Source organism: Pseudomonas sp. NFIX49 (assembly GCF_900115915.1).
GTDB classification, from domain to species: Bacteria; Pseudomonadota; Gammaproteobacteria; order Pseudomonadales; family Pseudomonadaceae; genus Aquipseudomonas; species Aquipseudomonas pharyngis.
The window spans coordinates 804,319-824,013 of record NZ_FOYE01000002.1 but is presented as its reverse complement, the minus strand read 5'-3'; the positions used below and the strand labels follow the sequence as shown (position 1 = coordinate 824,013).

Here is a 19,695-nt window from a genome sequence, read left to right as displayed (position 1 = left end):
TTTATTGGGAAATGAAAGAAGTCTGATAATAGTGCTTGTAAAATGTACGACTGTAGACGTACATTTTTATCGGGGTTTAACAACAATAAAAAGTTCTGTCTGTTTTTTTCGTCTGCTGATCGTAAATAAATAATAGCTAGGAGCCGTTATGAAAAATCTAATGCAATGGAACAGCCTTCCCTCCGAATCCAATGAATGGCTCGAGAAGGTGCGTGCACTGAATCCGCTGATTATTCAGCACCGCGATTACAGCGAGCAGACCAATGCGACGCACAAGGATGTGATGTCCCGATTCTTCAAGGAAGGTTTTGGCCGCACCTCGGTATCCAAGGCGTTCGGCGGGTCCCAGGTCGATATCCAGACCACCTCGGCCCTGCTGCTGGAATTCGCCCGGTTTGACGCCTCGCTGTCCTGGCAGCTGGCGGTGCAAGTGGCTATGGGGCGCCTGTCGGACTACCTGCCGGAAGCCACTTCCGAAGCGATCTACAACCACTGCGACGGTTTCGTGATCGGCGCCATCCACTCCGGTGGCGAAGCGCTGCCGATGGGCGACGAGTATCTGCTGAGCGGCAAATGGGCGTTCGCCAGCGGCTCGGCCCACGCCGACTGGCTGGTCTGCACCGCCACCGTCAAAGGCACCGAAAACAACACTAATCCGGAAGTGCGGATGTTCTTCGTGCCCGCCAGCCAATGCACCATCCTGCCGACCTGGGACACCCTGGGCATGCGCGGCACCGGCAGCCATCACTTCCAGTGCTCCAACGTGATCGTCCACAAGTCTTTCTCGCTGGATGTCGAAACCCTCAAGCAATCCCCCGAAGCGCGCACCTCACGGGCCTACGCCACCGGTTACTACGAGTTCGGCACCCTGGCGGCGATGTCCACCGTGCTGGGCGTGGCCCGGGCTGCGGTCGATCACTTCCGCAATGACCGCGCCGTGAACACCGATCCGGGCCTGGAAGGGGTGATCTTCGAGAAGACCGGTCGCGCCATATCCTCGGTGCATACCGCACAACTGCTGCTGGAAGATGCGATCCATCAGGTGATCAACCGGGGTGAAACCATCGGCGAACCGGTCAGCGCCCGCGTCGGCCTGGCCGCCTCGGTGCTGACCGAGAACTCGGTCAATGCGGTCAACCAGATCTACTCGATGGCCGGTTCCAAAGCCGTCTACAAGTCGCACTTCCTGGAGCGTTGCTTCCGCGATATCCACACCGGTTCGAAGCACTTCACGTTGTCGCCTTTGAACTTGCACGGTATCGGCAAGTATTACCTGGATAAAACCAACGTACTGGCCGCGGCGTAACAGCGGATAAATAAAGCGGGCGCGTTTACAAGTGAAAGTTCACAGGGATCGATAACGCGCCCGTCTTTAGTTGCACCTTTATTTTCTTAAAACTCAAACTTTTGTGCTCGCAGCAAAGAGTCAAGGGAGTGCCACATGCTTGCTCGAAACATTATCAAGTCGCTGATCTTTATTGTTCTTGTGGTGGTGTTATCCGCTGCACTGGGCTGGCGTTTCTGGTCGCCGCCACCGGCGGCGGCCGAGCAACGGATCCCCAGCACCCGGGTCGGTCTGGCCGTGGTCAAAAAGCAGCCTTACACCTACTACCTCGAGGCCATCGGCAAACTCGAAGCCCAGCGCCAGGTGCTGGTGTCGGCTGAAGTCAGCGGCAAAGTGGTGGACATCGATTTCGAGTCCGGCGATGAAGTGAAGGCGGGGCAAGTGCTGCTCAAGCTCAACGACGCGCCGGAGCAAGGTGAACTGGTGCGCCTGAAAGGCGAGTACGAATCGGCCAAGGCCCAGTTCGCACGGGTTCAGGAACTGGCCAAGACGGGCGCCGAAAGCCGTCGCGCCTTCGACAGTGCCCGCGCTCAATACGACGCGGCGAAAGGCGACATGGAGCGCATGCAGGCGCAGATCGCTCAACGGCATATCCGCGCGCCGTTCGCCGGCACCCTAGGCATTCGCCAGGCGCACCTGGGCCAATACCTTCAGGCCGGCAGCGCGGTGGCAACCCTGACCGATCCGGGCGTGCTGCGCGTCAACTTCACCCTCGCCGAGCGCGATGGCTCGCAAGTGCAACTGGGCCAGACCGTGCAGGCCAAGGTCGATGCCTGGGGTGATGTGACCTTCGCCGGCAAGATCGTCGCGGTCGATCCGCAGATCAATCAGTCCCACACCATCAACGTTCAAGCGGTCATCACCGACACGCAAAAACGCCTGCGTCCCGGCATGTACGCACGGGTCTCGGTGACCCTGCCGCAGACCGCCGAGCTGCTGATTCCGGAAACCGCGATCACCTACAACGCCTACGGCGAGAGCGTGTTCTCGGTCTACACCGACGAGGCCGGGGTGCAGAAGGTCAAGCGTGAAAGCATCAAGGTCGGCGAGCGCCGCGATGGCTGGGCGGTGGTCGACAAGGGCCTGACCGAAGGCGTGCAGGTGGTGACGTCCGGCCAGCTCAAACTCCACGACGGCGTGGCGGTGGAAGGTGTCCCGGACACGATTGCTCTTAAACTCAGTGGGCTGGAAAAATGAATTTCACCGACCTCTTTCTTCGCCGCCCGGTGCTGGCCGTGGTGGTCAGCACGCTGATCCTGCTGTTCGGGGTGCGCGCGCTGATGAACCTGCCGATCCGCCAGTACCCGATGCTGGAAACGTCGACCATCACGGTCACGACCCAATATCCCGGCGCCTCTTCGGAACTGATGCAAGGCTTCGTCACGCAACCGATCAGCCAGGCCGTGGCCTCGGTCGAGGGCATCGACTATCTGTCGTCAGCCTCGACCCAGGGCCGCAGCCAGGTGACGATCCGCATGGCACTCAACAGTGACTCCATCGCGGCGCTGACCGAGGTCATGGCCAAGGTCAACCAGATCAAATACCGCCTGCCGAAGGACGCCTACGACCCGGTGGTGGAGCGCACTTCCGGCGGTTTCACCAGCGTGGCCTACGTCGCGTTTGCCAGTTCCAACCTGACCATTCCGGAGATGTCGGATTACATCTCCCGCGTCGTCGAGCCGATGTTCGCCGGCATCGAAGGCGTGGCCAAGATCAACATCATGGGCGAGCAGAAATTGTCCATGCGCCTGTGGCTCGACCCGCAGCGTCTGGCCGGTTACGGCATGACCGGGCAGGACGTGTCGGCGGCGATCGAGGGCAACAACTTCCAGGCGGCGCCGGGTCAGGTCAAAGGCCTGTACGTGGTCAGCAACCTGCGGGTCAACACCGACCTAAACAGCGTCGAAGACTTCCGCGACATGGTGCTGCGCAACGACAACGGCCACATCATCCGTGTGCGTGACGTCGGCACCGTGGAGCTGAACGCCGCCTCCACCGACACCAGTGGCGCGATGAGCGATGTGCCGGCGCTGTTCCTCGGCCTGGACGCGGCGCCGACCGGCAACCCGCTGGTGATCGTCAAACGCGTGCGTGAATTGCTGCCGCAGATCCAGGAAACCCTGCCACCGGGCGTGACCGTGCAGATCCCGTTCGAAGTGGCGCATTTCATTCAGTCGTCGATCGACGAGGTGAGCTACACCCTGCTCGAAGCGCTGGTGATCGTGGTGCTGGTGATTTACCTGTGCCTGGGCACGTTCCGCACCGTGCTGATTCCGCTGGTGACCATCCCGCTGTCGATGCTCGGCGCGGCGATGCTGATGCAGATGTTCGGCTTCAGCCTCAACCTGCTGACCCTGCTCGCCATGGTGCTCGCCATCGGGCTGGTGGTTGACGACGCCATCGTCGTGGTGGAGAACGTCCACCGTCACATCGAAGAGGGCAAGAGCCCGTTCGAAGCGGCGCTGATCGGCGCGCGCGAAGTGGCGGGTCCGGTGGTGGCGATGACCTTCACCCTGGCGGCGGTGTATGCGCCGATCGGTCTGATGGGCGGCCTCACCGGCACGCTGTTCAAGGAGTTCGCGCTGACCCTGGCCGGCGCCGTGGTGATTTCCGGCATCGTCGCGCTGACCCTGTCGCCGATCATGAGTACCCGTCTGCTGGACGCGAAAACCAGCGAAGGTTTCATGGCGGTCAAGGCAGATCGATTCTTCCAGTACCTGTCCCGTCGTTATGGCGCGCTGCTCGGCGGTTCGCTGGCGCGGCGCTGGATCAGTCTGAGCGTGGCGCTGGTGATCTTCTTCAGCTTGCCGTTCCTCTATCGCTCGGCGCAGACCGAACTGGCGCCGCTGGAAGACCAGAACATCCTGCTGACCGCGATCAAGGCGCCGCAGCACGCCAACCTGAATTACCTCGAGGCCTACGCCCACGAGTTGTACAAGACCTTCAACGAAATCCCCGAGGGTTACAGCAACTGGGTGGCGAACGGTTCCGACGGTCTGTCCAACAGCGTCGGCGGGATCAACCTGGTGGACTGGGAAAAGCGCGGCCGCGATGCCAACACCATCCAGCCTGACTTGCAGGCGCGGGTGAACCAGATCGAAGGCACGAGCATTTTCGTGTTCCAGATGCCGCCGTTGCCGGGCTCTACCGGTGGTCTGCCGGTGCAGATGGTGATCCGCAGCGATCAGGAATACCTGGCGCTGTACAACGTGATGGATCAGCTCAAGCAGGCGGCGCAGGCCAGCGGTCTGTTCGCGGTGGTCGACAGTGATCTGGACTTCAACAACCCGGTGGTGGAAATCCAGGTTGACCGGGCCAAGGCCAACGCCCTGGGCATCCGCATGCAGGACATCGGCGAAACGCTGAACAGCCTGATCGGCGAGAAATACGTCAACCGGTTCTCGTTCCACGGTCGTTCCTATGACGTGATTCCGCAATCGGTGTCGGCGGATCGCCTGACCCCGGAAACCCTGAAGCTGTATTACGTGAAGGATCAGAAGGGCAATCCGGTGCCGCTGTCGACGCTGGCCACTCTCAGCGTCAAGGTCGAGCCGAATCGCCTGACCCAGTTCAACCAGCAGAACTCCGCCACGTTCCAGGCCATTCCGGCGCCGGGCGTGACGTTGGGTGATGCAGTGGGCTTCCTGCAAAAACAATCGGAAGGCTTCCCGGCCGGCTTCAGTTTCGACTGGCAGTCCGACGCCCGCCAATACGTGCAGGAAGGCAACAGCCTGGCGTTCACCTTCGGCCTGGCCCTTGTGATCATCTATCTGGTTCTGAGCGTGCAGTACGAGAGCTTCCGCGACCCGTTCATCATTCTGATCAGCGTGCCGCTGTCGATCTGCGGGGCCCTGGTGCCGCTGGCGCTGGGCATGACGTCGATGAACATCTACACCCAGATCGGCCTGATCACGCTGATCGGTCTGATCAGTAAGCACGGGATCCTGATGGTCGCGTTCGCCAACGAGTTGCAGCGCCAGCAAGGTATGGACCGCGTGCAAGCCATTCAGCACGCCGCGCAGGTGCGTCTGCGGCCGATCCTGATGACCACGGCTGCCATGGTGGTCGGCCTCGCGCCGCTGTTGTTCGCCAGCGGTGCCGGCGCCAACAGCCGCTTCGGCCTGGGCCTGGTGATTGTGGTGGGGATGCTGATCGGCACCTTGTTCACCCTGTTCATTCTGCCGTCGGTGTACACGCTGCTCAGTTCGATCAAGCAACCGAGCCACGCACCCGAAGCCGAACCGGCCGGTGTGCCGCAACCCATCCTGTGAGGACGTGACATGCATTCGATTACACGTTTGATGCTGGCGCCGCTGGCGGCGTCCATCCTGTTGGCGGCGGGTTGTGTGAACTACGCCGGGATCGATCATCAGGGCAAATTGCTGGCGGTCGGCGATGCGCCGTCCGACAGCCTGAAAGACAAACTGCCGCCGGCCCAATGGCCGCGTGCGGACTGGTGGACATCGCTGGGCGATCCACGTCTGGGTGCTCTGATCGAAGAGGCTTACGCCAGCAACCCGGACTTGCAGGAAGTCGCTGCGCGGGTGGCCAAGGCCAACGCATTTCTCGACCTGCGCGACGCCGAGCGTTATCCGGAAATGGACGCGTCGGCGGGTGTCACGCGCGGTCGGCTGTCGCGCTTCGAGGACTACAGCGGCGAGGGCCACCAGTACTTCACCGCACGCAATCTGGCGGTCAATTTCGGCTATACCTTCGACCTCTGGGGCGGCCAGCGTGCCGCCTGGGAATCGGCGCTCAACAGCGCACGAGCGGCGGAAGTCGATCTGCAATCGTCGCGGCTGATTCTCGCGGTCAACGTGGTCAAGGCTTACAACCAGTTGGCGTATGCGTGGCAGGTCTCGGAGCTCAATCAACGGGATCTCGAACGCCTGAGCAAACTGGTGGAGCTGACGGATTCACGTTACGGCTCGGGCCTCGACAACCTGTCGCAACTCAAGCAGGTGCAGAGCCTCAAGGCGCGTTCGGAATCGACGCTGATCGGCGCTAACGAAGATATCGAAATTGCTCGTCTTCAACTGTCGGCGCTGATCGGCAAGGGCGTTGACCGTGCGCACACGCTTGATCGGCCATCGAATCTGCAAGCCAGTGTGGTGGCCTTGCCGGCGCAGTTGCCAGCCCAGTTGTTGGGCCGTCGTCCGGACATCGTCGCCGCACGCTGGCGCGTGGAGGCCGAGACTAAAAACGTCGAGGCGGTGAAGACCACGTTCTACCCGAACATCAATCTGGTGGCAGCGGCGGGGTCCCATGCATTGACCGGTGATGCGCTGTTCGCCGGGGTCAGCAAATTCTGGAACGTGGCGCCGACGGTGTCACTGCCGATCTTCGATGCCGGGCGCCTGCGCTCGGATCTCAAGGCCGGTAATGCCGAACTCGACAGCTCCATCGCGCAGTACAACCGGGTGTTGAGTTCGGCGCTGCACGAGGTGGCGATTTCGGTGACGCAGTTGCGTTCGTTCGAGCAGCAGATCGTCGTGCAGCGCGATGCCTGTGCGATTGCCCAGTCGTCTTACGATCTGTCGCAGTCGCGCTACAAGGCCGGGGAGGACACGTTCCTCGATGCGCTTAACATCGAGCAACAATTGATTCAGGACGAAATGCGTCTGGCCTTCCTCAACAGCAAGCACATCGACAGCTCGGTTTCGTTGATGGCAGCGCTGGGCGGCGGGTTCCAGGCGCCTGCGCTGGAGACCGCGCAGAGCAGCAATTTGTAGTTGTTTTGCGGGACGCCGCCTCCGGGGCGGCTGTCGCGGGGGAAAAACATCTTGTGTATAGTCTTACTGTTCTCGTATAGACGAATACAAGACGGATTTTTCCCGCCTATATCATCAAGGGTACCTACCTATGAACGTCCCGAATCATCCCAATCAGGATCAGATCCTTCTGGAAAATGTGCTGTCCGCATTGGGAAGCCCGCTGCGCCTGACCGTGTTGAAAGTATTGGCCGATGGCCAGGAACATCCGTGCGGCCGGATCCTCAAGGGTGCATCGAAGTCGACCATGACCCACCACTGGCGGGTTCTGCGTGACAGCGGTCTGATTTGGCAGCGCCCTTACGGTCGGGAAAACCTGCTGTCCCTGCGTCGTGAAGACATGGACGTGCGTTTTCCGGGCCTGCTCGACTCGCTGCTGTCGGCGGTCAAGACCGATGAACAGACCATCAGCGTCATCAGCAAACACGAAGTGACCGAAGAAAACGGAGCCGAGTGACAGACACCGCCGGTGAAGGGTTGGCCTTCCACGGCAACCAACAATTCACCATCACCAGGAAGGTGTGAGCGGGTATGGATACAAGTCATTACTGGTCATCGCGACCGCTGTCGGAATTGACCGGCTCCGAGCATCACTGGCTGTTTTTGCCCGGGGCACTGACCCCACGTCTGAAAGCCATGGGCGATTATTCAATCGAAGTCGTCGAGCAGTCCCATGGCCCGGTCAATCCTGAAGAAGCGCAAGCGCTGAACGTGCCGCCAAACACCATTGGCTGGGTGCGTGAGGTGGTGATGAAACTCGATGGCGAGGCATGTGTCACCGCGCGCAGCCTGACCAGCGTGTCGGCGCTGAATGGCGACTGGGCGGAGCTGAACGGCTACGGCCGTCGACCGCTGGCCGAGATTCTCTACACCTCGGAGCAGACCCTGCGCGAACCCTTCCAATGTGCCTTGCTGCCGCCCGGTGCGCCGTTGGCCGCGCTGTCCTATCGCTTCGCGCCACAGGCCAAACGTCTGCTGGCACGGCGTTCGCGCTTCACCCGCAATGGCTCGGCGCTGCTGGTCAGCGAGTGCTTTCTGCCAGCGTTCTGGGCCCGGGTCGAGTACGCTCAGGCGCTCAAGTCGGCCTGAAAAAATGAAACCTGCGGGAAGTGAACTTCCGCAGGTTTTTTTTCGCCGGTTTTTCAGAGCCGGATCACCGCTTCGATCTGCTTGATGGCCGGTGTCAGTGCCTGCGCCAGTTCCTCGGCCTTCGAGGTCGGGCGCATGGTTCGCGACGAGCGCAGAAACAACGGATCGTCGAACCGCTTGCGCAGCCGTGCCAGCGATCCGCTGATGGCGGGTTGTTTGACGCGTAGGCGCTCGGCCGTGCGGGACACGCTGCGTTCGCGGAACAGCACCAGGAAAATGATGATCAGGTTCAGGTCGATATCCGCGAAGTTGTCTTCATTGAATAGCATGGTTACATCCCTGTCATGACCCGCCGGCCGGCGTCAGCCGAGGCCGGCGGGTGTCTGGTTCACTGCTCGGGTGCCAGGCGCAGTTCGTCGTTCAGACGGTAGTAACTGCGGTTGAAATAGACCAGGCCTTCCGTGGCCTCGCTGTGTTGCTGCAGTTCGAGGATTTCACAGTAGAAGATGCTGTGAGTGCCGACCTCGTCGACCTTGCTGACCCGGCAATCGAGGCTGACCAGCGCCTCTTCGATCACCGGCGAACCGGTCTTGAGGGTCTGGCAATTCACGCTGGAAAAACGTTCCTGCATGCTCAACTGCCGATTGGCAAACGCACCGGAGGTAGACTGGTGATCGCCGGTCAGGACGTTCACGCACAGCACGCCATTGGTCTTGAAATGCTCGTGATTGGACGACGAGCGATTGACGCACACCAGCAGCGTGGGCGGTGAATCCGTCACGCTGCACACCGCCGAGGCGGTAAAGCCGAAACGCCCCGCAGGGCCATCGGTCGTGACGATGGTGACGGCACTCCCCAGCATCGCCATTGCATTACGAAACTCCGTTGAATCAACCATCGCGTCACCTCATTCCATGTAGGTTTAATGGAGCCGATCCGTTCTTCCTTGTCCGTTGTCGTTGTGCGAAAACGGGTATCGGGCAACACGTTCGCTCTGGCGATATAGTACGTATGTATACGTACCTTGCAAGCTATTCCTTGTGCTTAATTTGCCGAAGAAAAAAACATGTTTACGGGAGTACCAAGGCTTGCAACAAGGCTGTGGCATAGGGCGGCAACGCGGCGATGTCGCGGGCACACAGCAACAGTTTGCGCCTGGCCCAGCCTTCATTCATCGGCAGGGTCTTGAAGGCTTGCGGCGCGGCGCGCTGAACCGCCGCCAGCGGCACGATGCCCAGGCCGGCACCTCGGGCCACCATGCGCATTACCCCGTCAAAGCCATCGGCACGGATGCGGATCTGCATCCGCGAGCCGCTGTGCAGCGCCTGCTCTTCCAGGTAAATCGCCAAAGCGCTGTCGGCCTGCAGCCCGACAAAGTCCTGGCGCAGAGCGTCGCTGAAACTGACTTCAGTTGCGTCAGACAGTGAATGTTCCAAAGGCAGAATCAGCACCAGCGGATCATCGCGAAAGGCGCGGGTCTGCAAGTCGGCGGTGTCGATCGCATCGGACACAATGCCCAGATCCGCCGCGCCCTGACGCAAGGCATGGGTGATGCGAGCGCTGGGCAGTTCCTGCAGATCGATGTCGAGGTTGGGGTGCTCCCGCAGGAAATCCGCCAGCACCTCCGGCAGGTATTCGCTGAGCGCCGTGGTGTTGCACAGCAGACGCACCTGGCCTCTGACGCCGCGGGCGTACTCGGCCAGATCCTGTTGCAGACGTTCGGCCTGTTGCAGCATCACCCGCGCATGTTGCGCCAGGGCCTTGCCGGCCGGCGTCGGCGTGACCCCACGGCGCCCGCGCTCAAGGAACTCGGTGCCCAGCGAAGCTTCCATCGCCCGGATCCGCGCACTGGCCGCCGCCAGCGACAGATGACTGCGCGCGGCGCCGGCGGTGATGTTGCCGCTGTCGAGAATGTGCAGGAAAAGGCGCAGGTCGGTGAGGTCGAAGTGCATGGGGCAGCCTCAATATCAGTGGTGTCGGTTCCGACGAAGAGGCCAGTGGCCGCAAAAAATCTACTAGCCTCAGGCAGAGCGAGAGGCTGCCTCAGTGTATGACAGATTTTCAGTTCACCCGCGCAGGCGCACAGTATCGCCATGAACGCACTCGCAGATTTCTATCAAAACCTCGGTCTGGCCCTGTCATTGCTGATAATCGCGACCTTCATCGTCGCCGGCCTGATCAAGGGCGTGATCGGTCTAGGCCTGCCCACCGTCGCCATGGGGCTGCTCGGTCTGGCTATGGCACCGTCGCAGGCTGCGGCGTTGCTGATCATTCCGGCAACCCTCACCAACGTCTGGCAACTGGCGTTCGGCGGACATTTGCAGGGGCTGGTGAAACGGCTGTGGCCGATGCTGCTGGCGATCTTCCTCGGTACGGCCGTAGGCACCTTGTGGATCGGCATGGCCGGCGGGCATTGGGTGGTGCGCGGGCTCGGCGCGGCGCTGCTGCTCTATGCGTTGAGCGGATTGTTCCTGCCGACGCTGAGTGTCAGTCGCCGCCATGAACCATGGCTCGGCCCGCTGTGTGGCGTGATCACCGGCGTCATCACTTCGGCCACGGGTGTGTTCGTGATTCCCGCCGTCCCGTACATGCAGGCCCTTGGCTTGAGCCGCGATGAACTGGTCCAGGCGCTGGGCCTGTCCTTCACCGTATCGACCCTGGCATTGGCCGGCGGATTGCTCTGGCGCGGGTCGCTCGGCGGCGCAGAATTGAGCGCCTCGTTGCTGGCGCTGATCCCCGCTGTCCTCGGCATGCTGCTCGGCCAATGGCTGCGTCAGCGCATCAGCGCTGTGCTGTTCAAGCGGGTGTTTTTTATCGGTCTGGGTGCGCTCGGCGCCCATCTGCTGATCAGCGGTTAGCGGACGAATCGCTGAGCATTTCAATCGGGCGGATATCGAAATCCCGCTCCAGGTATTCCATGCGCTGGGCCAGGAACTGCTGCATGTGCGGCAGGTTCGAGTGCACGTCCAGATGCGCCTGGCTTTCCCAGATCTCGTAGAAGATGAACAGGCTCGGGTCTTCCTTGTCGCGCAGCATGTGGTACTCGATGCAGCCGGGTTCGGCGCGGCTCGGTTCGACGTAGGCGCGGAAAAACGCTTCGAAGGCTTCGGCTTTTTCCGGGCGGGTCTTGGCGTGCAGGATGAAACCCTGGCGTTCGCTCATCGCAAAAAACTCCTCAGATTCAGATGGCGGCCAATCCTACGGCAACAATCGGCAATCGATTCGTGCGTTTTACTCAAATGATTTTTGCGCCGTCGGTGCTTATTCCGCGCGAGGCGGATCGCTAATCTGCCCGCCATTCCATTTTTCCACTTCTCCATCCAGCGCTCTGCGCTGCGCATCGGAATCCGATCGAGGCTCTCCCATGAAAAAAGTGCTGTTGCTCAATGGCGGTAAAAAATTCGCCCACTCCGACGGTCGCTACAACACCACCCTGCACGAAGCGGCGTTGAGCGTGCTGGATCGCGGCGGTCTCGACGTCAAGACCACCTTCATCGACGAGGGTTACGACGTCGCCGAAGAAGTGGCCAAATTCCTCTGGGCCGACGTGATCATTTATCAGATGCCGGGTTGGTGGATGGGCGCACCGTGGACCGTGAAAAAGTACATCGACGAAGTCTTCACCGAAGGCCACGGCAGCCTCTACGCCAGCGACGGTCGCACCCGTTCGGATTCTTCGCAGAAGTACGGCAGCGGCGGTCTGATCCACGGCAAGCAATACATGCTGTCGCTGACCTGGAACGCACCGCAGCAGGCGTTCGATGACCCGACCGACTTCTTCGAAGCCAAAGGCGTGGACGCGGTGTACTTCCCGTTCCACAAAGCCAACCAGTTCCTCGGCATGACCGGCCTGCCGACCTTCCTCTGCGTGGACGTGATGAAACGCCCGAACATCGAAGCGGATGTGGCGCGTTACGAGCAGCATCTGAGCGAGGTGTTTGGCCTCAAGGCCTGACGCTCGGCTACTATCGAAGGCCTGAGCTTGCGCAGCAGGCCTTTCGATTCGAGGACACCCGTGAAAGCCAGATCCGATGAGTTGCAGATTTTCGTCTGCGTGATCGAATGCGGTTCGATCTCCGCCGCCGCCGAGCAGGTCGGACAGACGCCGTCGGCCGTCAGCCGCACGCTGTCGCGGCTGGAAGCCAAGCTCGATACCACGCTGATCAACCGCACCACACGGCGCATGGACCTGACCGAGGAGGGCAAGTACTTCTTCGAACAGGCCAAGCTGATCCTCGACCAGATGGACCAGCTCGAAGAGCGCCTGTCTTCGCGCCAGCAGACGCCATCAGGACGACTGCGGATCAACGCCGCGTCGCCGTTCATGCTCCACGCCGTCGTGCCGTACATCGACGAATTCCGCCGGCTGTACCCGGACATCCAGCTCGAACTCAACAGCAATGACCTGATCATTGACCTGCTGGAACAAAGCACCGACGTTGCCATCCGCATCGGCACCCTCGCCGATTCGACGTTGCATGCTCGTTCGCTGGGTTGCAGTCCGCTGCTGATCGTCGCCAGTCCAGCGTATGTGGAAAAACACGGTGCGCCGCTGGAAGTGGCCGATCTGAGCGAGCACACCTTGCTTGGCTTCACCCAAAACGAAGGCCTCAACCAGTGGCCGCTGCGTTACGTGCACGGCGACCGCTGGCCGATCACTCCGGCGATCAGCGCCTCCAGCGGCGAGACGGTTCGCCATCTGGCGCTGGAGGGGCAGGGCATTGCCTGCCTCTCGCATTTCATGACCATCGACGACATTCGTGCCGGGCGCCTCAAGGTGTTGCTGGCGGAATTCAACAGCGGTTATCGCCAGCCGATCAACGCGGTGTACTACCGTAACTCGCAGTTGGCGCTGCGCATCCAGTGCTTCCTGGACTTCATCCAGAGCAAACTGGCGGCTTACGCCAGCGCTGATTTCAAGGGCTGATTCGTGATCCCTGCGCAACAGTGATTTGGTTTTGGGCGGGTTTTTCCACAGGACTCGCCGGTCGATACTCGCTCCATCACTTACTCACGCAGGGAGTTTCTCCATGAACGTATTCGTCACCGGCGCTGCCGGTTTTATCGGCGGTTCCATCGCCACCGGTCTGATCCAGGCCGGCCACACCGTCACCGGTCTGGTGCGCAGCGCCGAACAGGCCAATGAGCTGAAAGCACTGGGCATCACCCCGGTGATCGGCACCCTCGACGACAACGCGCTACTGGCCGAACAAGCCCGCGCCGCCGATGCCGTGATCAACGCCGCCAGCAGCGACCATCGCGGCGCGGTCGAAGCCTTGCTCGATGCCCTGCGCGGCTCGAACAAAGTATTCCTGCACACCAGCGGTTCGAGCATCGTCGGCGATGCGTCCGGCGGCAAATCCAGCGACGTCATCTACTTCGAAGACAACCTGCCGGAGCCGACCGTCGACAAGGCCGCACGGGTGGCCATCGACAACCTGATCCTCGCCGCAGCGCAGGACGGCGTGAACTCGGCCGTCATCTGCAATACCCTGATTTACGGCCACAGCCTGGGCGTCAATCGCGACAGCGTGCAACTGCCGCGCCTGCTGAAACAGGCGCGCAAAAGCGGCGTGGTGCGTCACGTCGGCACCGGCCAGAACATCTGGTCCAACGTGCACATCGAAGACGTGGTGGCGCTGTACCTGCTGGCCCTGACCAAAAACGTCCCGGGCACCTTCTACTTCGTCGAAAGCGGCGAAGCGTCGTTCATCGACATGACCACCGCCATGGCCCAGGCCCTGAACCTCGGCCAGCCACAAGACTGGCCACTGAAAGATGCCGAAGCCGAGTGGGGCTACGAAATGGCCAACTACGGCCTCGGCTCCAACAGCCGCGTACGCGGCAAACACGCCCGCGAACTGCTCGGCTGGACGCCGAAGCGCACGTCGGTGGTTGAATGGATTCGTAACGAAATGGTGTGAGTCCACGCTGAAAAGGTGACGTTCCCGAGACCGGTGGAAGCAAGCTTGCTTGTTTTCACCGGTTTTTTTGTGCCCGAGGATTATGAAAATCCCACCCCGCGATTTTCATTATTCGCGACAAGACATATCCAAAAACGACAACCCTTATCCCTCCACGAAAATTACTTTCACTTGGTTTGAAAACTCGATCTCGAAATGATTTATGAGTTTCACAACCCATTCGAACGTGACCCTTTCGAGGAGTACCGCATGACACCGTCCTTCGGCTATTGGCTGCTGGTGTACGCCGCCGTTGCCATCATCGCCCTGATCGTTCTGATCGCCCGTTACCGGCTCAATCCGTTCATTGTCATCACCCTGATTTCCATCGGCCTGGCGTTGGTGGCGGGGATGCCGCCGTCCGGGGTGGTGGGGGCGTATGAGGCCGGGGTGGGCAAGACGCTGGGGCACATTGCGCTGGTGGTGGCGCTGGGGACGATGCTCGGCAAGATGATGGCCGAGTCCGGCGGGGCCGAGCAGATGGCGCGCACGTTGATCGAGCGCTTTGGCGAGAAGAACGCTCACTGGGCGATGGTGTGCATTGCGTTTCTGGTGGGGCTGCCGCTGTTTTTCGAAGTCGGTTTCGTGTTGCTGGTGCCGATTGCATTTACGGTGGCGCGGCGGGTTGGCGTGTCGATTCTGATGGTCGGTTTGCCGATGGTCGCCGGGCTGTCGGTGGTGCATGCGCTGGTGCCGCCGCACCCGGCGGCGATGCTTGCGGTGCAGGCGTATCAGGCGTCGGTCGGGCAGACCTTGCTGTACGCGATTGCCATCGGCATTCCGACGGCGATCATTGCCGGCCCCCTGTACGCCAGATTCATCGTGCCGCGCATTCAGTTGCCGGCGGATAACCCGCTGGAAAAACAATTTCTCGAACGCGAACCCCGCGACAGCCTGCCGGGTTTCGGCATCACCATGGCGACCATTCTGCTGCCGGTGGTACTGATGCTGATCGGCGGCTGGGCCAACCTGATTTCCACGCCCGGCAGCGGCTTCAATCAATTCCTGTTGTTCATCGGCAACTCGGTGATCGCGCTGTTGCTGGCGACGCTGTTGAGCTTCTGGACGCTCGGCATTGCCCAGGGTTTCAACCGCGAATCAATCCTCAAATTCACCAACGAATGCCTGGCACCGACCGCCAGCATCACCTTGCTGGTGGGCGCTGGTGGCGGTCTGAACCGGATTCTGGTGGACGCCGGCGTCACCGATCAGATCGTCGGCCTCGCTCACGAATTTCACCTGTCGCCGCTGATCATGGGCTGGCTGTTCGCCGCGTTGATGCGCATCGCCACCGGTTCGGCCACCGTCGCCATGACCACGGCGTCCGGTGTGGTGGCGCCAGTGGCCATCGGTCTGGGTTATCCCCACCCGGAACTGCTGGTGCTGGCGACCGGCGCGGGCTCGGTTATCTTTTCCCACGTCAACGACGGCGGCTTCTGGTTGATCAAGGAATACTTCAACATGACCGTGGCCCAGACGTTCAAGACCTGGACGGTGCTGGAAACCCTGATCTCGATTGTCGCTTTCGCCCTGACCGTCGGTCTTTCTTACCTGCTGTAGTCGGAGTTATCCGCCATGGACATCCTTTATCAGATCCGCGCCCGTCAGGATTCCTTCAGCGCCGGTGAAGGACGCATCGCCCGTCTGATGCTCGACGACGTAGGATTTGCCGCCTCCGCCAGCCTCGAAGACCTGGCGCAGCGGGCCGAAGTCAGCACCGCCACGCTGTCGCGCTTCGCCCGCACCGTCGGTTGCCGCGACCTGCGCGATCTGCGCCTGCAACTGGCCCAGGCCAGCGGCGTCGGCAGCCGTTTCCTCGACCCGGCGGGCACGCCCGAGCAGTCGGCGTTTTACGGGCAGATCGTCGGCGATATCGAAACCACCCTGCGTCAGCATCTGGCGGCGTTCGATGAATCGCGCTTCGCCGATGCGGTGAAACTGCTGGGCCAGGCGCGGATGATCCACGCCTTCGGCATCGGCGGTTGCTCGACCCTGTGCAGCGATGAGTTGCAAGTGCGACTGGTGCGCCTCGGCTACCCGATTGCGGTGTGCCACGACGCGGTGATGATGCGCGTCACCGCCGCCAGCCTCAGCGCCGAGCAGGTGGTGATCGTCTGTTCGCTGACCGGCATCACCCCGGAATTGCTGGAGACCGTGGCGCTGGCGCGCAACTACGGCGCACGGATTCTCGCCATCACCCGCGCCGACTCGCCGCTGGCGGAACTGGCCGACATCGTCCTGCCGCTGCAAGGCGCCGAGACCTCGTTCATCTACAAACCGACGGCGGCACGCTACGGCATGCTGCTCGCCATCGACGTGCTGGCCACCGAGCTTGCGCTGGCCAATCCTGAAGACAATCAAGAACGTCTGCGGCGGATCAAACTCGCCCTCGACGAATACCGTGGCGGCGATGATCACCTGCCGCTGGGAGACTGACATGCTGTACGACACCCTGATTCGCAACGCCCTGGTCATCGACGGCAGCAACAGCCCCGGTTACGCCGCCGACGTGGCGATCCTCGATGGCCGCATCGCGCGCATTGGCGACTTGCGCGACGCCAACGCCACCGATGAAATCGACGCCGCTGGCCGTGTGCTGGCGCCGGGTTTCATCGACGTGCACACCCACGACGATACCGTGGTGATCCGTCAGCCGCAGATGTTGCCCAAGCTCAGCCAGGGTGTGACCACGGTGATTGTCGGCAACTGCGGGATCAGTGCGGCGCCGGTCAGCTTGCGCGGCGATCCGCCGGATCCGATGAACCTGCTCGGCTCGGCGGCAGCGTTCGTCTATCCACGTTTCAGCGACTACCGCGCAGCGGTGGAAGCGGCCAATCCCACGTTGAACGTGGCGGCGCTGGTCGGGCATACGGCGCTGCGCAGCAATCATCTGGATGATCTGTTTCGCACCGCGACCGACGATGAAATCAGCGCCATGCGCGAGCAGTTGCGTGAAAGTCTGGAGGCGGGCGCCCTTGGGTTATCCACAGGGCTGGCGTATGCGAGTGCGTTCTCGGCATCCACCGATGAAGTCATGCAATTGACCGAAGAATTGAATGCGTTCGGCGCGGTGTACACCACCCACCTGCGCAGTGAATTCGAACCGGTGCTGGAGGCGATGGACGAGGCCTTCCGCATCGGCCGCCACGCCCGATCGCCGGTGATCATTTCCCACCTCAAATGTGCCGGCGCCGGTAACTGGGGCCGCAGTCCGCAGTTGCTCGCCTCGCTGGAAGCCGCGGCGAAAACTCACCCGGTCGGCTGCGATTGCTACCCGTATGCGGCGAGTTCTTCGACCCTGGATCTGAAGCAGGTCACCGACGCCCACCGCATCACCATCACCTGGTCGACGCCGCATCCGGAAATGGGCGGTCGCGACCTGATGGACATCGCTGCCGAATGGAACCTGTCGTTGCTCGACGCCGCCAAACGCCTGCAACCGGCGGGCGCGGTGTATTACGGCATGGACGAGAACGACGTGCGCCGGATCCTCGCTCATCCGCTGTCGATGGTCGGCTCCGATGGTCTGCCGGAAGACCCGTTCCCGCACCCGCGTTTGTGGGGTGCTTTCCCAAGGGTGCTCGGACATTTCAGTCGTGATGTCGGCCTGTTTCCGCTGCACACCGCCGTGCACAAGATGACCGGTCTGTCGGCCGCGCGATTCGGCCTGAAGGAAAGGGGCGAGATTCGTGAAGGACACTGGGCAGATCTGGTGTTGTTCGACCCGGCGACCGTGCGTGACGTGGCGGACTTCAACGACCCGCAACGTGCCGCGCAAGGCATCGACGGGGTGTGGATCAATGGTGTGTTGAGTTATCGCGACGGCCGGGCCAACGGGCAAACAGCAGGGCGGTTCCTGGCGCGCCAGGGCGATCTGCGCGACGGCTTTCGTTGAATTTTGCTGACTGCGTCACGGTGATGGCACATTGCAATTAAAGAAAGCCATCACCAAGCCGAATTGCTGACATCCACCCCGGCTACACTCTGGGGCCAATCAGTCAGGGAGCAACCCATGAGCTTCGGCAAAACCACCCCGATCCTGCGGATTTTCGATGAAGCCAAAGCCGTGGAGTTCTACGTCGACTTCCTCGGCTTCAAGATCGACTGGCAGCACCGTTTCGAACCCGGTTTCCCGTTGTACCTGCAAGTCTCGCGCGGCGAGTGCGTGCTGCATTTGTCCGAACACCACGGCGATGCAACACCGGGTTCGGCCCTGCGGATCGAGACCGATGAGCTGGAGGCGTTTCAGCAGCAGTTGCTGGCCAAGGAATACAAGTTTTCGCATCCACAGATTCAGGCCATGCCCTGGGGCAGCCAGGACATGACCATCGCCGATCCGTTCGGCAATCGTCTGGTGTTCACCAACGCGATCAGCATCTAGCCGTCGTTCGACACCCGGTGAATCTGCCGAAACTCACCGGGCGGCATCCCGCGTCGGCTCTTGAAGGCGCGGTGAAAGGAGCGTGATTCGCTGAAGCCCAGATACTGGGCGATGTCCTGAATCGGCAGGGTGCTGTTGAGCAGGTAATGCTCGGCCAGTTCCTGGCGCAGTTCATCGAGAATCTGCTGATACGAGGTGCCGGCCTGATGCAACTGACGTTGCAGCGTGCGTACCGACACGGTGAGATGTTCGGCCACTTGTTCCTTGCGCGGCAGGCCTTCCTTGAGCAACTGGCGCAGGATGCTTTTGACCCGCTGCTCCAGCGACGCATCCTCCAGGGTCGCCATCAAACTCTGCGCGTGCTCTTCCAGGGTGCGCAGCAAATGTGCATCGGCCTGGCGCAACGGCAACTGCAAATACGGCAACGGCACGATCAGCGCTGAATACGCCTGATCGAACAGTACCGGGCATTCAAAAAACTGTTCGTACTGCGCCAGCGTCGTGCCCGCCGGGAGTGAGTGTTCCAGCCACACTGCGGCGGGCGACAGTCGGGTATCGGCGATCCAGCGTGCGTATTGCAGCCAGGAGCCAAGCACGTTTTCCACCAGATGCCGGCGAATCCGCGGGCGCTCAAAGCGACAGCTCCAGATCAGGTGTACGTGGCTGTCGTGTACCTCGGCGCGGCTGACACCCATGTCGCCCACCAGTTTTTCGAACGGCATGATGCGGCTCATGGCATCGCCCAATGTCGCGCAATTCATGGTGATGTAACCCAGCACGCTCCACGAGTTGGGCAGGACGAAATTCGCCGCGTTGAGGCCGAACAGCGGATCGCCCGAGTGTTCGCAAAAGTAATCGAGCAACCGCTCATGGGTTTCACCCGGCAGGCGCAGGCTGTTGTCGCTCAACTGCTGCGCCTGCAACCCCGCCGCCGCCAATGCAGGCTCGATGGCCATGCCCAGATGTTCGGCATGGCGCAGGTACTTGAGCAGTGGTGGGACGGAGGTGAAGCCGAGCGATTGCATGACCGAATCCTCTTGATCGAGGCCGCCGTGGGCGGATGAGCGCTCTGAAAGGTAATTTGAATCCGCGAATAAAGTAAATGGCTGACGCTTGCGCGACGTTGGGGGGTGAGGTGATCAGCCC

Annotated in this window: 19 protein-coding genes; 14 read left to right on the top strand and 5 right to left on the bottom strand. The window is 61.3% G+C overall.

Features of this window, described 5'->3' with window-relative positions:
• The first annotated feature begins 148 nt into the window (after positions 1-148).
• The 6 genes from BMZ46_RS08195 (at position 149) to BMZ46_RS08170 (ending at position 8,205) form a co-directional block, all read left to right on the top strand.
• A complete protein-coding gene (locus BMZ46_RS08195) occupies positions 149-1,306 on the top strand; it encodes an acyl-CoA dehydrogenase family protein (RefSeq protein ID WP_039772926.1) in 1,158 nt (385 codons plus the stop codon).
• A gap of 135 nt (positions 1,307-1,441) precedes the next feature.
• Complete coding sequence (locus tag BMZ46_RS08190) at positions 1,442-2,542, top strand: efflux RND transporter periplasmic adaptor subunit (protein WP_039772925.1); 1,101 nt, start codon at positions 1,442-1,444, stop codon at positions 2,540-2,542.
• Positions 2,539-5,616 (top strand): MexW/MexI family multidrug efflux RND transporter permease subunit, encoded by a 3,078-nt coding sequence (locus tag BMZ46_RS08185; protein ID WP_011332346.1) that lies wholly within the window; start codon positions 2,539-2,541, stop codon positions 5,614-5,616. The genes BMZ46_RS08190 and BMZ46_RS08185 overlap by 4 nt, the downstream gene beginning before the upstream one ends.
• A gap of 9 nt (positions 5,617-5,625) precedes the next feature.
• Positions 5,626-7,077, top strand: coding sequence for an efflux transporter outer membrane subunit (locus tag BMZ46_RS08180; protein WP_074692001.1), 1,452 nt, complete (start codon positions 5,626-5,628; stop codon positions 7,075-7,077).
• Positions 7,078-7,207: 130 nt separating this feature from the next.
• Positions 7,208-7,573, top strand: coding sequence for an ArsR/SmtB family transcription factor (locus BMZ46_RS08175; RefSeq protein WP_074691998.1), 366 nt, complete (start codon positions 7,208-7,210; stop codon positions 7,571-7,573).
• Between the two features lie 74 nt (positions 7,574-7,647).
• Complete coding sequence (locus BMZ46_RS08170) at positions 7,648-8,205, top strand: chorismate--pyruvate lyase family protein (RefSeq protein ID WP_074691995.1); 558 nt, start codon at positions 7,648-7,650, stop codon at positions 8,203-8,205.
• A gap of 53 nt (positions 8,206-8,258) precedes the next feature.
• Here BMZ46_RS08170 and BMZ46_RS08165 read toward each other — a convergent pair whose 3' ends face one another.
• From BMZ46_RS08165 to BMZ46_RS08155, 3 genes are all read right to left on the bottom strand, one after another.
• Positions 8,259-8,534: a helix-turn-helix domain-containing protein gene (locus tag BMZ46_RS08165; RefSeq protein WP_074691992.1), complete on the bottom strand. Its 276-nt coding sequence runs from the start codon at positions 8,532-8,534 to the stop codon at positions 8,259-8,261.
• Positions 8,535-8,593: 59 nt separating this feature from the next.
• Positions 8,594-9,103 (bottom strand): flavin reductase, encoded by a 510-nt coding sequence (locus BMZ46_RS08160; protein WP_007953834.1) that lies wholly within the window; start codon positions 9,101-9,103, stop codon positions 8,594-8,596.
• 172 nt (positions 9,104-9,275) lie between these two features.
• Positions 9,276-10,157, bottom strand: coding sequence for a LysR substrate-binding domain-containing protein (locus tag BMZ46_RS08155; protein ID WP_074691989.1), 882 nt, complete (start codon positions 10,155-10,157; stop codon positions 9,276-9,278).
• 141 nt (positions 10,158-10,298) lie between these two features.
• On the opposite strand from BMZ46_RS08155, the gene BMZ46_RS08150 reads away from it, so the two are divergent.
• Positions 10,299-11,063, top strand: coding sequence for a sulfite exporter TauE/SafE family protein (locus BMZ46_RS08150; RefSeq protein ID WP_074691987.1), 765 nt, complete (start codon positions 10,299-10,301; stop codon positions 11,061-11,063).
• On the opposite strand, the gene BMZ46_RS08145 is transcribed toward BMZ46_RS08150, so the two are convergent.
• On the bottom strand, positions 11,053-11,367 hold the full coding sequence (locus BMZ46_RS08145) for a putative quinol monooxygenase (protein WP_007953825.1): 315 nt from the start codon (positions 11,365-11,367) through the stop codon (positions 11,053-11,055). The genes BMZ46_RS08150 and BMZ46_RS08145 overlap by 11 nt on opposite strands.
• A gap of 202 nt (positions 11,368-11,569) precedes the next feature.
• On the opposite strand from BMZ46_RS08145, the gene BMZ46_RS08140 reads away from it, so the two are divergent.
• The 7 genes from BMZ46_RS08140 to BMZ46_RS08110 all read left to right on the top strand — a co-directional run bounded on the left by BMZ46_RS08140 (position 11,570) and on the right by BMZ46_RS08110 (position 18,549).
• Entirely contained in the window at positions 11,570-12,160 is a 591-nt protein-coding gene (locus BMZ46_RS08140) for an NADPH:quinone oxidoreductase MdaB (RefSeq protein ID WP_039772912.1), read from the top strand.
• A gap of 60 nt (positions 12,161-12,220) precedes the next feature.
• Positions 12,221-13,132: a LysR family transcriptional regulator gene (locus tag BMZ46_RS08135; RefSeq protein WP_074691984.1), complete on the top strand. Its 912-nt coding sequence runs from the start codon at positions 12,221-12,223 to the stop codon at positions 13,130-13,132.
• A 103-nt stretch (positions 13,133-13,235) separates the two neighbouring features.
• Positions 13,236-14,129, top strand: a complete 894-nt coding sequence (locus tag BMZ46_RS08130; protein ID WP_074691981.1) for an NAD-dependent epimerase/dehydratase family protein — start codon at positions 13,236-13,238, stop codon at positions 14,127-14,129.
• A 249-nt stretch (positions 14,130-14,378) separates the two neighbouring features.
• Positions 14,379-15,728: a GntP family permease gene (locus tag BMZ46_RS08125; protein WP_064384140.1), complete on the top strand. Its 1,350-nt coding sequence runs from the start codon at positions 14,379-14,381 to the stop codon at positions 15,726-15,728.
• A 15-nt stretch (positions 15,729-15,743) separates the two neighbouring features.
• A complete protein-coding gene (locus tag BMZ46_RS08120; protein WP_039769047.1) occupies positions 15,744-16,604 on the top strand; it encodes a MurR/RpiR family transcriptional regulator in 861 nt (286 codons plus the stop codon).
• Between the two features lies 1 nt (position 16,605).
• Entirely contained in the window at positions 16,606-18,063 is a 1,458-nt protein-coding gene (locus BMZ46_RS08115) for an N-acyl-D-amino-acid deacylase family protein (RefSeq protein WP_074691978.1), read from the top strand.
• Positions 18,064-18,180: 117 nt separating this feature from the next.
• The gene (locus tag BMZ46_RS08110) at positions 18,181-18,549 is read left to right on the top strand and encodes a glyoxalase superfamily protein (RefSeq protein WP_039769049.1); all 369 of its coding nucleotides are present in this window, start codon (positions 18,181-18,183) and stop codon (positions 18,547-18,549) included.
• Here BMZ46_RS08110 and BMZ46_RS08105 read toward each other — a convergent pair.
• Entirely contained in the window at positions 18,546-19,574 is a 1,029-nt protein-coding gene (locus tag BMZ46_RS08105; protein WP_074691975.1) for an AraC family transcriptional regulator GliR, read from the bottom strand. The genes BMZ46_RS08110 and BMZ46_RS08105 overlap by 4 nt on opposite strands.
• Positions 19,575-19,695: the final 121 nt, after the last annotated feature.

Coding starts and splice junctions, on each gene's coding strand:
- BMZ46_RS08195 (WP_039772926.1), top strand. CDS start 149: ATGAAAAATCTAATGCAATGGAACAGCCTTCCCTCCGAATCCAATGAA.
- BMZ46_RS08190 (WP_039772925.1), top strand. CDS start 1,442: ATGCTTGCTCGAAACATTATCAAGTCGCTGATCTTTATTGTTCTTGTG.
- BMZ46_RS08185 (WP_011332346.1), top strand. CDS start 2,539: ATGAATTTCACCGACCTCTTTCTTCGCCGCCCGGTGCTGGCCGTGGTG.
- BMZ46_RS08180 (WP_074692001.1), top strand. CDS start 5,626: ATGCATTCGATTACACGTTTGATGCTGGCGCCGCTGGCGGCGTCCATC.
- BMZ46_RS08175 (WP_074691998.1), top strand. CDS start 7,208: ATGAACGTCCCGAATCATCCCAATCAGGATCAGATCCTTCTGGAAAAT.
- BMZ46_RS08170 (WP_074691995.1), top strand. CDS start 7,648: ATGGATACAAGTCATTACTGGTCATCGCGACCGCTGTCGGAATTGACC.
- BMZ46_RS08165 (WP_074691992.1), bottom strand. CDS start 8,534: ATGCTATTCAATGAAGACAACTTCGCGGATATCGACCTGAACCTGATC.
- BMZ46_RS08160 (WP_007953834.1), bottom strand. CDS start 9,103: ATGGTTGATTCAACGGAGTTTCGTAATGCAATGGCGATGCTGGGGAGT.
- BMZ46_RS08155 (WP_074691989.1), bottom strand. CDS start 10,157: ATGCACTTCGACCTCACCGACCTGCGCCTTTTCCTGCACATTCTCGAC.
- BMZ46_RS08150 (WP_074691987.1), top strand. CDS start 10,299: ATGAACGCACTCGCAGATTTCTATCAAAACCTCGGTCTGGCCCTGTCA.
- BMZ46_RS08145 (WP_007953825.1), bottom strand. CDS start 11,367: ATGAGCGAACGCCAGGGTTTCATCCTGCACGCCAAGACCCGCCCGGAA.
- BMZ46_RS08140 (WP_039772912.1), top strand. CDS start 11,570: ATGAAAAAAGTGCTGTTGCTCAATGGCGGTAAAAAATTCGCCCACTCC.
- BMZ46_RS08130 (WP_074691981.1), top strand. CDS start 13,236: ATGAACGTATTCGTCACCGGCGCTGCCGGTTTTATCGGCGGTTCCATC.
- BMZ46_RS08125 (WP_064384140.1), top strand. CDS start 14,379: ATGACACCGTCCTTCGGCTATTGGCTGCTGGTGTACGCCGCCGTTGCC.
- BMZ46_RS08120 (WP_039769047.1), top strand. CDS start 15,744: ATGGACATCCTTTATCAGATCCGCGCCCGTCAGGATTCCTTCAGCGCC.
- BMZ46_RS08115 (WP_074691978.1), top strand. CDS start 16,606: ATGCTGTACGACACCCTGATTCGCAACGCCCTGGTCATCGACGGCAGC.
- BMZ46_RS08110 (WP_039769049.1), top strand. CDS start 18,181: ATGAGCTTCGGCAAAACCACCCCGATCCTGCGGATTTTCGATGAAGCC.
- BMZ46_RS08105 (WP_074691975.1), bottom strand. CDS start 19,574: ATGCAATCGCTCGGCTTCACCTCCGTCCCACCACTGCTCAAGTACCTG.